This window comes from Bacillus sp. S3 (genome assembly GCF_005154805.1).
Taxonomy (GTDB): domain Bacteria; phylum Bacillota; class Bacilli; order Bacillales; family Cytobacillaceae; genus Neobacillus.
This window is the reverse complement of sequence record NZ_CP039727.1, coordinates 4,408,446-4,420,924: the sequence shown is the minus strand read 5'-3', so window position 1 is coordinate 4,420,924 and position 12,479 is coordinate 4,408,446. Positions and strand designations below refer to the sequence as shown.

Sequence of the window (12,479 nt, the reverse complement as noted above, 5' to 3'; positions counted from 1 at the left end):
TTCTCCAGAATCAGCAAATGAAAAAGGGAGATGCCCTTCATGTGTAACCTCCCATAGTTTAACCGGATGGTCATCAGCTATTCCCTAAGAATAGACAGGAGTTTTGAAAAAAGGTTACATGGATGTATATTGTTATAATCGTAATATCCCTTTTTTGCTTTTTGCGTAATTCGATGAAATCGGAATTTAAATATGTGAAAAACGCAAACCTGTGATTTGGCTTACGTTTTTACTAATTAGAAACTAGCTTTAAAATAACTGTTGTTCCTTTATTTACTTCACTTTTAATGAGGATGGTTCCATCGTATTTTTCGATTAAACGATGGGCAATCGCTAACCCTAGACCATAGCCTCCTTGTTTCCTGCTTCTTGCTTTATCTACACGGTAAAAACGATTCAAGACCATAGGAATGTCTTGTTTGGGAATTCCTATCCCTTTGTCTTCAATTTCAATTTGAACGAAATTGTCCATTTTCTGAACCGAGCATTTGATCCATTTCGCATCTTTAGAGTACTTTATGGCATTATCCAATAATATGACCAATATTTGTTCCAAGTGCCTTGGCTGAAAGGCAATTAGACTTCCTTCGATATTCTTCATATCGATAATAAACTCGAAATCTTTATGGAGGGTTTTGAAATTTCTTATCGCATTTTCAATTACGGGGATCGGATTAATCCATTCGATTTGTTCTTTTTGTTTTTCGGATTCCGCCCTCGAAAGTTCTAAAAGCTCTGAAACAAGATCACTCAAATATTTAACTTCCTCTAGAGTTGATTCCAATGATTCATCAAGCAGTTTAGGGTCGTTTTTTCCCCAGCGTTTTAACATGGTAAGGTTACCTCGAATAATGGCAATCGGTGTGCGAAGCTCGTGTGATGCGTCCTCGACAAATTGTTTTTGCTGCAAAAAGGATTCCTCGAGTCTTTCCATTGTCTCGTTGAACAATTCGCCTATTTCAGTAATTTCATCCTTGATCCCATTAGAAGGTACTCTTTCGTGTAATCCGGTTTTTTGAATCTTTTTCATCGTATGCAGGATATTTTTGACTGATTTTAATAGTTGTTTTGCGATAATTACCCCGCCAAAGCCACTTAAAACAATCGATCCCAAACCAGCTATAACCATGACAATGATAAATTTATTTAGGAGTCCATCAAAAATCTCCATGCTCTGAACGATCTCAATTGTTCCCGTTCCGTTATTCATTAGTAACGGACTGCGAAGAATGAGAAAGCGATTTTCATTTGTTTTAATTTGGCCTAATTCTTCCGTTTGGACAATTTTTGTAGGAATGCTTTCGTCTGGCACATCTTGAGATGCGGCAATGAGGATTTTTCCCTCAGCATTTAGAATACGGATCATTTGATGATTGCCACTTAGTCTTTCAATGTAATCACTACTTGAATAAATTTCTTGTTCTGATAGTGAATTCGGTTTCGAACGTTCATGATAATAGGCCTTTGTTTCTTTCATCTTTTGTGCAATGACATTGTTTTCTTCCGTAAGCATCCAGCTATTTAAAACAGAATATTGCAGAACATTGTATAGGACGAATAATATAAATAGCAGAAGGGAGGACCATAATATGAGTTTATATTTGATTGGAAGAGTAGAAACCTTTTTCATTTTCGAATCACATATCCAATTCCTCTTACGGTTTCAATATATTGCTGGCCATTAGCAGTTTGAAGTTTGTTTCGTAAATAACTAACGTAAACATCGACTACATTTGTTTCAACTTCCACATTGTACCCCCAGACTTTTTCTAATAACATCTCCCTTGTCAGCACGAGACCAATATTCTGAAGAAAAATCATCAGTAAATCATATTCCTTTTTCGTTAATTCGATTTCATCTTGGCTCCGTTTTACAGTTCGCGCCATTGTGTCTACTTCTAAATCATGAAAGGTAAGAGTGGAGTGCTGCTGCTTGTTTTTTTCAGCACGGCGGAAGATCACACGGATTCTGGCTAACAATTCCTCTGTTGCGAATGGTTTCGGAATATAATCATCTGCCCCGCTATCTAAGCCGGATACGCGATCCATCACGCTGTCTCTGGCTGTTAACATGATAATAGGTGTATCTTTCGAAGCGCGTATTCTTCGGCATACTTCTATCCCATTTAGTCCAGGAAGCATCAGATCTAATAAGATGAGGTCCCAATGTGATTGTAAGGCTAACTCAAGACCTTCTCTGCCGTCATGGGAAACCGTTACTGAAAATCCTTCATATTGCAGCTCTAAAACGATAAATTTTGCTAATTTTTCTTCATCTTCTATTAATAAAATATTCTTCACTTGAATCGCTCCCACGTGCATGTTTGTGTATAGAATTTAGTTTATCACAACAAGTGTAATTAACTCGGATAACCCTAATCTGTAGACAGGAAACTCCCTTTCACGGAATGTAAAAGGGAGTTCAATGTCAACTTCTCGTATAGGTATGCACATTCTTCATAACTTGGAAGAATTAGTCGTTTTCGTTTTCTTTCCCGTTATCTTTTTCATCATTACTATCGTCTTCTGCTTTCGTGATTTTACCTGTTTTTGCATCCACTTTTACATCATAGCTTTTGCCGTCTTTGGCAGTTACATGAACACCATACACAACAGTGCCGTCTTCATCTTCTAATTCTACTTCCTTAACAGTACCATCTGTATATTTTTGTAAAACAGTGGTTGTTGCTTGTTCCCCAGTAATGGCCGCTTCTTTTTGCAATTTTGCTTGTTCGTTTGGATCTTGTTTTTCTTCTTTTGCCTGATCTTGTTGTCCTACTGCAGCAGCAGGTTTCACTAAATTGGTACCAACTGCACCTCCGCCAATAACGCCTAATGCTAGTACTGATGCTAAAATTTTTGTTCCAATCATGTTTATTTCCTCCTTATTTTTTAAAGCATGTCTTACAGTCTTAATAATAACTTTGATAAATTATGTTCATATTTGAAATCACTTAAAATCAGGTAAGAATTAAATTAGAAATTTCTAATGGATGATTATCTTCTTCTTTTCATGGTCATGAGTAACAAAGATAAGAGAAGCAACGGGATGACAATCGACACGATTTGTACTTGAAGCGGAACAATTTTTGTATTGCCAATTATTTTAACAGGTATGGCATCACTTGAAGTAATCACATGATTCTCTTTAGAGACCACCGTTGTATAAAGGTAATAATCAGCGGTATAGACTAACTGGATGGGCAGATTCACAATTCTTTCCTCATGCGGCTTCATCGTTCCGATTGTTATCGGTTGATCGGCACTATAGTCCTCTAAATTTACCGTCCAGTTCTTTGATAAATTGGCCATCGTAATATACGTAAAGATATCTTTAATTTCTTTATCAGATGTATTGGTAATTTTAACTTTTACCTTTAATTCTTTCCCAGGGTACTCTGCTACTTTTTCAGGGGAGAGGATTTCAATCGTAAAATTTGAGTTGCTTTGTGCATTGGCGGGTCTAGAATGAAAAACAAATAAAACCGAAAATAAAACGAATATAGTCAAATATTTTTTCATGTTATTCACCCCTTAAAAAATCCACTTTCTTCGCAATCAGTAAGGCGATAAATAAGGTCAGAAGGAAAAAAATAAACACAGGTATTAGTTCAATCAATACTTGGGAAGCAGCGAGCTTATTAATAAAAATATCTTTCATCGCTGTCATGCTTGCAGAGACTGGACTATTCTCACTAATGACCTTTGCTAACCCGAATTTTTTCATTGTTGTTGATAAAAACATCGGAATCGCTGTTATTAAGAAGGCCATAATCGCCAAAATCATCGCATTCTTAGTGGATACGAAGACGGTTGAGAAAATCAATGCAATCGATGAAAAGGAAATAATCAAAACCGTCCCAATCCCATATAAATAAAGGAGAATAGTAGGGAATAAGTTTGCTTGATACGCTAATACGAATAAATAAGGCAATGACACCAATGTCACAATCAGCCAAAAAATAAGAATTGCAGAAAGCTTCGCCAGGATGATATTTCGTTTCGTTAGGGGGGTTAACAACAAGCTTTCTAATGTCCCTTTTTCTTTTTCGCCGGCAATCATGGTGGAGCCAATGACCATTGAAATCAATATATTAATCCCAAGTAAAAGTTTTAGCATCGTCATGACAACAGTAGGCTGATCCAATAAACTTAATTCTTTTACGCTGATAAAACTAAATGATAGAATACTCATCAATAGAGAGACAGCGAATAAAAAGCCGAGTCCTTTTCGTGAAAATATATGTTCCTTTGTTTCTTTTTTTACTAAAGCCAAAAACATACTATTGCCCCCTCTTATCATCTGATGTGAGATGGAAAAATACATCTTCCAATGAAAGGACATCTTTATCAATTTCTTTGTTATACTTGTCCATCAACCCTTTAACGGTATCTTCTTCTATGAGGGTTCCCGCTTTGACAATCGCGACCCGATTACAAATCTTTTCAATATCTTTTAATAAATGCGAGGTGATAAAAATGGTCACGCCTTTTATTTGATTTAAATGGACAAGGATCGTTTCGATATCCTTTTGCCCTTGTGGGTCCAGTCCCAATGTAGGCTCGTCTAAAAAAATAATTTCAGGGTCATGAATAAGTGTCCGGGCAATGCCTAACCGTTGCCTCATCCCCCTTGAATATTGCGAAATCTTCACCTTAGCTTTGGCTGTAAGGCTTACCAATTCCAAGAGTTCAGTGACCTTAGTTTGACTTTGCTGCTTGTTCATCTTGTGCAAGGCCGAAAAAAATAAAAGGTACTCTTCACCGGTCATCCACTCATAATACCCATGTGATTCCGGCAAAACGCCAATGTGTGTTTTGATTTCTTCCCTATTTTTTTTAACATTTATATTATTTACTTCTAGATCGCCGCTCGTTAATTCTATCAGGCCAATCAACATGCGGATGGTTGTCGTTTTACCAGCACCATTAGGGCCAAGAAACCCATAAATATCACCTTTATTTACATGTAAACTAAGATTTTTGACTGCCTCAAATCCGTTATCATACACTTTTCGTAATTCTTTCGTCCTAATCATGTAACACACCTCTTTTATAAAAAATCCCTCAACTAATAGTACCCTCAATCATTTAAATAAGCCTTAACAGTAATAAAGAATAGGATTAGAAAAAGATTAGAAAAATCTAATGAAGCAAGCAGGCGGCTCGGACGGTTCATTTCTTATTCAGGATGATTATGGACAAAGTGGAAAAAATTTAATTTTACTTTTTTTCAAATGTGGTTTAACATATGTTCATGATCTGTGCTATAGTTACTTTGGAAGTTAAATGTTGAACAACAATAATATAAATTTTATTTGAAACGGCAATTTCTTTTCTTCATCGAGAGGGGAAGCTGCCTTTTCTTTTTTAAAAGGAGAGGAATGTTGTGGGCTTTGTCGGTTTATTTCTTTCTGGGGCCGCCTTATTTTTAAACAGTCTTATGACGGTAGGAAAGGCTGATGGGAAGAGTGTTGGGGTTTTTAATATTTTCATAGGAAGTATTCAAATCATCATTCCATTTTATTTATTGATTGTTTCTGATCAAAATAATTGGGACCTTTATAATAATGCAGCGACTTTTTTATTTGGTTTAACCTTCTTATATTTGGGAATCACGGTATTGAAGGGACTTGAAGGCAACGGTCTTGGCTGGTTTAGCTTATGGGTGTCCATTATTGCCGTCGTTTATACTATTACGTCTGTGGTGCACTTTCATGATGTAGTAAATGCATTAACGTGGGGAATGTGGGCATTTCTATGGTTTCTATTCTTTTTAGCCAACACGCTTAAAAAGAAATTTGAAAAATACCTTGGATTTGTTGCTTTCGTACAGTCATGGGTAACCTTAACCATCCCATCGATGCTTTACTTCCTAGGTATCTGGAATACGCCAACTGTTGCACAAATTTGGACGTACGTATTACTTCTATCGATCGTTGCCTTTATTGCTGCCAGCCTTTTCAAATTAAAAATCGCCTTCAAAAAGGAAAATGATGCGAACGAGATGCAAGCCATTTAGGAGCAAGTACATCACTACGACGTGGTGTACTCTTTTTTTTTGCAAAAAAAAAGTTCGTCCCACCTATTATTTTTTGGTGTTAGGACGAACTGGCTCTACTAGATGAAATGGAAGATATTCATGGTTTTGTTCAATTTTTTCAATGATATTTAATAGCAGCTTTTTCATGTAGAATGACCTCCTATTGGTTTGATACCTTTATTATCAAGGTAATGGCGAATTTATACAATCTCGCTGAAAACGGAAACAATTGTCTTGAAAACGACAACATCGGTAATGTAAGCGATAATTCCCACTGTTACCTTAGTTATTCGTCGTTTTTCGCTGTTTTTGAGCAAAAAAAAGTCCCTTCTTGATGTAAGACAAGAAGGGACTTTTTCAAAATAATAAAAGAATTTGACCGGGCGCTTGCGCTTATAACTCCAATTGTGTCTTTAATTCGTTTTGCACGCGTTGCTTTTCTTCTGGTGATACCATGCCGTAATAGATGTGGTTGATCATTTTTCCTTGTTCTTTTAATTCCATTTGCTGAATGGATGTTCCGGCACCTTTATAGCCTTTTTGAATGGTGGCAATTTGCTCAAACGTCAGGTTCGTTTTTACGTTATTACCAAGGACGGTAAAAATATCGGAAAACTTCGTTAAGCTTGAAAGGCTTGCCCCTTCTTTCACCACACCCTCAATGATTTGGCGCTGTCTTGTCTGGCGGCCAAAGTCGCCGCGAGGATCTTCTTTTCTCATTCGTGTATAGCTTAAGGCTTGAGCGCCATCCAGTGTCAGCTCTCCTTTTGCAAAATGAATGCCATCCTGGGTGAAATCTAAATCATTCTGAACAGTCACACCGCCAACGGCATCGACCATTTCTGTGAATCCTTCCATGTTCACCTGGATATAATAATCGATAGGAATATCAAGAAAGTTCTCCACCGTGTCCATTGCCATTGGAACTCCTCCAAACGCATAGGCGTGGTTGATCTTATCCTCTTTTCCTTTGCCGATAATTTCAGTTCTGGTGTCTCTTGGAATGCTGAGCATCTTCACTGAATTGTTGTTCGGGTTAACCGTTAAGACAATCATCGTATCGGAACGGCCTTTGTCACCTTCACGCTCGTCCACACCCAGCATTAAGACGGAAAATGGATCCTTTGCCTTGAGGGATACAGTGTTTTCCCGTTTATCGGATTGCTTGCGCTCAATAGGCTGATGCATCGCGTCAACCGCTTTATTCAATGATTTATATACAGTGTACCCGTACGCGCCTCCGCCAATTACCATTAGCGAAAGAATCACAGCGGTCACCTTCATCCATTTTCTACTTTTCTTTTTTTGAGATCTCATGTTGAAAAAACCTCCTAATAACTTACAAAATGATATGCAATTGCTCTCTAGTGTATCAAAATTATAAGTGGAGTGAAATGTAAAAAATATGGTAAAGGCGAATCCTTTATGCTTTATGCCGGATTTTCATATTATACATTCTTTTATCTGCTACTCGTAATAACTCATCGAGTGTTACACCTTCAGCCGGGTACAAAGCGGTGCCGACTGAAACGCTGATTTCTGAATGAGTGGACGAGATCATTTTAAGATGATGATTCATTCGATCCACCAATTCATGGGTGGTATCCTTTTTCATGTTGCAGGGGGAGAGGATGATGAATTCATCTCCACCCCAACGGGCAACAATGTCTGTGTTTTGGACACTTCTCTCTAATTGGCCGGAAATCAGCCTTAACAGCTTATCCCCCTCCTTATGTCCGAAATAATCGTTAATGGTTTTAAAATTATTGATGTCGATGAAGAGAACGGCAACGCTATGATTCTTCCGATCAGCCGCCATTCTTATTTTTAAAAAAATGTTCTCAATAAATCTGCGATTATAAATCCCCGTCAGGGCGTCTTTTTCTGAGTAAAACTTTGCCCGATCATATTGCTTGCCAAACCACCAGGAAAGGCTGAGCAAAACAGGTAATCCGAGATACTCCATCCAGCTGATGAAACCATCGCGAATAAAGTAATAGGCCATGTAAATAGAATTAATCCCTAATACAAAAAAGAATGTCACAATCCTGCCTTTAAAATTCACTTTCCTCACACACCCTTTTAAGTATTTAAGATAATTTCCGACCCACGGAATGTTCCAACGTGCTGTCCTCATAAGTGGAAATTCCATGTTCCTGTTTATTGTCAAAAAGACTGAGGAACACATCGGTAATAAAAGGGTCAAATTGTGTTCCACTATTTTTTTTAATTTCTTGAAGCGCTTGTTCTAAACTAAGTGCATTTCGATAGACCCGGTTCGATGTCATCGCATCAAAGGTATCGGCAATCGCCATGATGCGGGCAGCTAATGGAATCTCATTACCCATTAATCCTTTTGGATACCCTGTGCCATCATATCTTTCATGATGGTATAGAACAAGATCAAGCACACCGTTTTCGTTAAAGCATGTCACGTGTTTAATGATTTCATGGCCGATGACGGGATGCTGTTTTATAATGGAATACTCTTTGGCCGTTAGTTTGTCCGGCTTCACAAGAATATGTTCAGGGATTCCGATTTTGCCAATATCGTGTAATAGTCCGCCTTGATGGACGGCAACAATGACATGATTAGGCAAATTCATCTTTTTAGCAATTTCCACTGCGTACCAAGCGGCATTTTGTGAATGATCGGATGTGTAGGTGTCTTTTGAATCCAGCGTCTTGGATAAGGCAAAAATTAATTCCAGGCTGTCATCGTTAATTTTTTGATTACGCTTCATTATGCCAACTGAAATCATCATGATTAATAGATAGGTAAATTCGAGAATAAGAAAAGACAGAATGCTAATTGGTTCCGGGCCGCTTAATAGCCGGCAAACGACTACTGCTGTCGTTAAAACGAATAAAAACCATGTGTTTTTTTGGTAAAAACCAATCCCTAAAAATACGGAGGCAAGGATATAAAATACATATAAATGATTCGGTTCGATTTGAAATAAATAGAGAACAGAACTTACGAGCAATAAAATAAAAAATCCCCAGCGAAAATAGACAGGATTATTGAGCCAATTATTGATTTTTCGATCCATTCTTTTTTCCCCCTATTCCCCTGGATGCACCTGTAAAGGCATACAATACAAAAGAATTTTACTATAAACAGCGGGGGAATCTGTCAATTTTCTACAAAAGTCAAAAAGTTGACAAAAAATAAAGGATGGACGAGGCCAAATGGTGCCAATTCGGCCAACATATAAGAAAAAGAGAAAAAACCACTCCCGTATTGGTGAGAGTGGTCAGATGACTCCAATCTTGATAAATGAATATTGAAAGTTCTCATCCCCGGATATAACGTGGAAAATTGGAGTTGCCTGCTCTAAGCTATACTCTTTCATGTACTCAAATAACAGCTTATAAGCGGCTTCCGTTTTGACCTCAAGGTTTTCGGCGATGCATAGCGATATCATGTTTTCAATACTATAGAAACTATGGAAACGCATATCGGCCATAGGCTCAATCCAATCTTCCTCCATGGGCATATAAAACTCGGCATTGATCACTTCATCGGACGGAATATTATGAATCGAGTAGAAGAGCGGACCGCGCACCGTCCCCTTGTGGGAACCGATATCGTGTAAGAAATCTTCAAGTGCCTCATTCATATCGAGATAATGAAAGCGATATTTCCGTGAAAGAACATTGGCGAAGCGGATGGAGTCGTTTGGATTAATCATCTAACCGCTCCTCCCGAGATCGGTGCATATATATCAATGATTCCGCCTCCATAGACATCTAAATAAATATGGTAAAAGGGTTCCTGCAGTTCCAAACGAAATTCATCTGCACATGCCCGGAGCACCTCATAGGATTCCTCCAGGTCCTCTTCCAAATCAGCGTGGCGGAGCACCAATCCATCCGAAAACTTCCATTCAGGGAAAAACTGAAATTTTGCATTTTCCGTAAGCTGAATCGGGGCATTTACCGGCAAGTAAAACGTATAATCGGCCATATCGGTCTTTGGATCATAACCCGCAAATTGATAGATAATCGGGCCAGTCCCATATAAACCGCTTTTAATCACTGCATTTCTTAATTCAACGGCGCTCGCAAACCATTCTTCCGATTTGCAGGTGGCTGCCGCACGAATAACATTATGAAACACTACTGGTTTTCGTTTAATATTCATCGTTTCACTCCTCTATCTGTTAGTACTGTCGGCGGCTTTTTCAAAAAGGAGTCGAAGCGGAATTTACAATAGGCGATAAGGAAAAACTCAGGCCAGGCCATGGCAAAGAGATATTGCACCAGGGCAAATGCCCCCAGCAGCACGTATACTTCCATCAAACCATTGCCGCCCGCAGAAACGGCTTTGATAATCGACCCTCCTAATATAGTGGCTCCAATGACAAATGACAGACTGATATGTCCTTTAGAGGTTTGAAAATCATAGAGTAATTTACCGCCTTTGCGGAACGCCCCTTTTTTCACCCTGCTTATTGCTCTTAAGGTCGAAAGGACTAAATAGATTAGACCGCCGCCAATTAGAACAAAGCCAGTCGTCCACATATACCCGGGAGCAAGACGGTCTTCACACGCGAGAAAGTAGACCTTATAAAAATCAAGTGACATTTTTAAACTGAAAATCGTTAATAAAATAGCTTGCAACTTTTGAAACTTGTATGCATTTTTAGTAAATGAGAAAAAAATGGCTATAAAGAGATGTATTAATAATGCATAGATATCCATTCTAATAAATTGAAGCCATGCATCACTAATAAACATCATGGAACCGGATCCGACAGTTACCACCAAAGTGGAAATGCCGCTTATGATAAACGATACCCAAAAAAAGGAAGAGATGCGAGTAGGGCTTAAGCGTCCATAGGCCACGCTCTTAAGTTCATAGAAGTCTGTTTCATTACTGTTTTTTAACATATGATTCTCCTACCAGAAGATTTTTTTAATTGATTTGGAAATCGTACTACCCACTGCTTGCGCTGTTTTGATTGGATGGTTGGCCATTTCCTTTACCCGGTCTGTAATACTTTCAGCAGGCGGTCCGCCAAATTTGAAGTTCATTGCTGCATTGACGGTAAAGCCAACAGCACCTCCGACAACGGTACCAAGAGGAGGGAGGAGGAAAGAACCTGCGGCAGCCCCTATCGCGACAGCGCCAGCGCCCATTCCGATATCAACACCAAGATTGACACCAAATTCTTTTAGCTTCCCTGAGCTGTAGCTCCACTTGCCTGTATGCTTATCAAGGAAACTATCCTCAATATCACTCCAAACGGTAAAGCCAGTGCCAATAATCCCCAGTGCCTTTCCGGTGTTGGCTAAACTTTGGGTATTCTTCCAGCCCTTAAAATCATCCCAAACCTTTATTTCATCGATAAAACTATCTTTAACCGCTCTGCCCATCACCTTCACTTGGTCATCACCTATGTCATGAATGACCTTATTTAAGGCATCAAATTGGGTGTTCGCAAATTTATTTCGATTATTAAAATAGCGGCCCCTCATTTCATCATAGATCGGAACGCCTTCATTCACTAATCTTGTGACAAAACTCCGGCTCCATTTTGCTGTTCCGCTGAGGTTTTCCTTCAATAGGTTATAATATTTCGTAAAGTCTTGGTGGCTGCTTACTTTTCCTCTGGCGACCTTTATCAAGATATGGCCGTTCTTGCGAAACAGCTTAAAGGAAAGGCCTTTGCCCGCGCGAAGGAAGGTTTTTGGATCAGCTGCCAACGCTGCAGCTCCCATTAAAGAATCGCGGGCAAGCTGTCCGAAGTTATTTGCCCCTTTAATTTTTTTTTCTGCCTCGTCATAATAATTGGCTGATTGTTTTAGAAAGCTTTCTAATTCCTGCATCTGTTTCGTTATTTTTCCAAGCGATGTGTTCGCCGCTTGAAGCCGACCGCTAATGTTCTTCCTTGCTAAGATGCGGCTGTCGATTTGATAGATAGTGGATTGCAGGCTGGTTTTAGCTGTGGTACATTTCCCGGCTTGATGCCGGACTTGGCTGCTAATCTGTTCAACACTGTCAGTATGTATCTTGATTTGGGACATATCTTTACCTCCAGAGTCCGCTAGTACTTTATGTTAGGGATTGGCTTTGGCTTTTGCAGCGGCTTCAGCTTCAGCTTTCGCTTTGGCCTCAGCTTCAGCCTTCGCCTTTGCTTCCGCCGCTTTTTTTGCTTCTATTTCTTTATGTATTTCATTTGCTGTACTTTGGATGTCGTGTCCGATTGACTCTAGTTCACTTGCTAACTGGGAAAGCTCTGTGGCCAATTTGTCAAAATGATTATTGATATAATTCATTTCAGTAGCCTTCCAGCTGCCACCCAGACTGCCTTTCACAACATTTAAACTATTTTTACTGCTTCTAATATCTGCCGCAAGATCTTTGATCCGTCTGCCCTGATTAAGAGCCCCGCTTAGATTAAATTCCATATTTTCATCACCTCATCCT

Annotated in this window: 15 protein-coding genes; 1 reads left to right on the top strand and 14 read right to left on the bottom strand. The window is 38.9% G+C overall.

Features of this window, described 5'->3' with window-relative positions; genetic code table 11:
* Window positions 1-232 precede the first annotated feature (232 nt).
* From FAY30_RS21395 to FAY30_RS21370, 6 genes are all read right to left on the bottom strand, one after another.
* Window positions 233-1,630 carry a sensor histidine kinase gene (locus FAY30_RS21395; RefSeq protein WP_149871766.1) on the bottom strand — a complete coding sequence of 466 codons (1,398 nt, stop codon included), beginning with the start codon at window positions 1,628-1,630 and terminating at the stop codon, window positions 233-235.
* Window positions 1,627-2,301, bottom strand: a complete 675-nt coding sequence (locus FAY30_RS21390) for a response regulator transcription factor (RefSeq protein WP_149871765.1) — start codon at window positions 2,299-2,301, stop codon at window positions 1,627-1,629. The genes FAY30_RS21395 and FAY30_RS21390 overlap by 4 nt, the downstream gene beginning before the upstream one ends.
* A gap of 172 nt (window positions 2,302-2,473) precedes the next feature.
* Entirely contained in the window at window positions 2,474-2,872 is a 399-nt protein-coding gene (locus FAY30_RS21385; protein ID WP_149871764.1) for a PepSY domain-containing protein, read from the bottom strand.
* A gap of 125 nt (window positions 2,873-2,997) precedes the next feature.
* Window positions 2,998-3,522: a hypothetical protein gene (locus tag FAY30_RS21380; protein ID WP_149871763.1), complete on the bottom strand. Its 525-nt coding sequence runs from the start codon at window positions 3,520-3,522 to the stop codon at window positions 2,998-3,000.
* Between the two features lies 1 nt (window position 3,523).
* On the bottom strand, window positions 3,524-4,282 hold the full coding sequence (locus tag FAY30_RS21375; RefSeq protein ID WP_190284720.1) for an ABC transporter permease: 759 nt from the start codon (window positions 4,280-4,282) through the stop codon (window positions 3,524-3,526).
* A gap of 1 nt (window position 4,283) precedes the next feature.
* Entirely contained in the window at window positions 4,284-5,039 is a 756-nt protein-coding gene (locus FAY30_RS21370; RefSeq protein ID WP_149871761.1) for an ABC transporter ATP-binding protein, read from the bottom strand.
* Window positions 5,040-5,389: 350 nt separating this feature from the next.
* Here FAY30_RS21370 and FAY30_RS21365 point away from each other — a divergent pair, with 350 nt between their 5' ends.
* Window positions 5,390-6,022: an AmiS/UreI family transporter gene (locus tag FAY30_RS21365; RefSeq protein ID WP_149871760.1), complete on the top strand. Its 633-nt coding sequence runs from the start codon at window positions 5,390-5,392 to the stop codon at window positions 6,020-6,022.
* 414 nt (window positions 6,023-6,436) lie between these two features.
* Here the strand turns inward: FAY30_RS21365 and FAY30_RS21360 are convergent, their stop codons facing one another.
* The 8 genes from FAY30_RS21360 to FAY30_RS27300 form a co-directional block, all read right to left on the bottom strand.
* A complete protein-coding gene (locus FAY30_RS21360) occupies window positions 6,437-7,360 on the bottom strand; it encodes a polyisoprenyl-teichoic acid--peptidoglycan teichoic acid transferase TagU (protein WP_149871759.1) in 924 nt (307 codons plus the stop codon).
* 106 nt (window positions 7,361-7,466) lie between these two features.
* A complete protein-coding gene (locus FAY30_RS21355) occupies window positions 7,467-8,108 on the bottom strand; it encodes a GGDEF domain-containing protein (RefSeq protein WP_190284719.1) in 642 nt (213 codons plus the stop codon).
* 25 nt (window positions 8,109-8,133) lie between these two features.
* A complete protein-coding gene (locus tag FAY30_RS21350; RefSeq protein ID WP_149871757.1) occupies window positions 8,134-9,096 on the bottom strand; it encodes an HD-GYP domain-containing protein in 963 nt (320 codons plus the stop codon).
* Window positions 9,097-9,300: 204 nt separating this feature from the next.
* Window positions 9,301-9,738 (bottom strand): DUF5085 family protein, encoded by a 438-nt coding sequence (locus FAY30_RS21345; RefSeq protein ID WP_149871756.1) that lies wholly within the window; start codon window positions 9,736-9,738, stop codon window positions 9,301-9,303.
* A complete protein-coding gene (locus FAY30_RS21340; protein WP_149871755.1) occupies window positions 9,735-10,190 on the bottom strand; it encodes a DUF5085 family protein in 456 nt (151 codons plus the stop codon). Before FAY30_RS21340 ends, FAY30_RS21345 begins: the two co-directional genes overlap by 4 nt.
* Complete coding sequence (locus FAY30_RS21335; RefSeq protein ID WP_149871754.1) at window positions 10,187-10,939, bottom strand: hypothetical protein; 753 nt, start codon at window positions 10,937-10,939, stop codon at window positions 10,187-10,189. Before FAY30_RS21335 ends, FAY30_RS21340 begins: the two co-directional genes overlap by 4 nt.
* A gap of 9 nt (window positions 10,940-10,948) precedes the next feature.
* Window positions 10,949-12,076, bottom strand: a complete 1,128-nt coding sequence (locus FAY30_RS21330) for a hypothetical protein (protein ID WP_149871753.1) — start codon at window positions 12,074-12,076, stop codon at window positions 10,949-10,951.
* A gap of 33 nt (window positions 12,077-12,109) precedes the next feature.
* Complete coding sequence (locus FAY30_RS27300; protein WP_190284718.1) at window positions 12,110-12,460, bottom strand: hypothetical protein; 351 nt, start codon at window positions 12,458-12,460, stop codon at window positions 12,110-12,112.
* Window positions 12,461-12,479 lie beyond the last annotated feature (19 nt).

Bases quoted from the DNA above. Each gene is read 5' to 3' on its own strand.
- FAY30_RS21395 (WP_149871766.1), bottom strand. From the start codon at position 1,630: ATGAAAAAGGTTTCTACTCTTCCAATCAAATATAAACTCATATTATGG.
- FAY30_RS21385 (WP_149871764.1), bottom strand. From the start codon at position 2,872: ATGATTGGAACAAAAATTTTAGCATCAGTACTAGCATTAGGCGTTATT.
- FAY30_RS21380 (WP_149871763.1), bottom strand. From the start codon at position 3,522: ATGAAAAAATATTTGACTATATTCGTTTTATTTTCGGTTTTATTTGTT.
- FAY30_RS21375 (WP_190284720.1), bottom strand. From the start codon at position 4,282: ATGTTTTTGGCTTTAGTAAAAAAAGAAACAAAGGAACATATATTTTCA.
- FAY30_RS21370 (WP_149871761.1), bottom strand. From the start codon at position 5,039: ATGATTAGGACGAAAGAATTACGAAAAGTGTATGATAACGGATTTGAG.
- FAY30_RS21360 (WP_149871759.1), bottom strand. From the start codon at position 7,360: ATGAGATCTCAAAAAAAGAAAAGTAGAAAATGGATGAAGGTGACCGCT.
- FAY30_RS21350 (WP_149871757.1), bottom strand. From the start codon at position 9,096: ATGGATCGAAAAATCAATAATTGGCTCAATAATCCTGTCTATTTTCGC.
- FAY30_RS21345 (WP_149871756.1), bottom strand. From the start codon at position 9,738: ATGATTAATCCAAACGACTCCATCCGCTTCGCCAATGTTCTTTCACGG.
- FAY30_RS21340 (WP_149871755.1), bottom strand. From the start codon at position 10,190: ATGAATATTAAACGAAAACCAGTAGTGTTTCATAATGTTATTCGTGCG.
- FAY30_RS21335 (WP_149871754.1), bottom strand. From the start codon at position 10,939: ATGTTAAAAAACAGTAATGAAACAGACTTCTATGAACTTAAGAGCGTG.
- FAY30_RS21330 (WP_149871753.1), bottom strand. From the start codon at position 12,076: ATGTCCCAAATCAAGATACATACTGACAGTGTTGAACAGATTAGCAGC.
- FAY30_RS27300 (WP_190284718.1), bottom strand. From the start codon at position 12,460: ATGGAATTTAATCTAAGCGGGGCTCTTAATCAGGGCAGACGGATCAAA.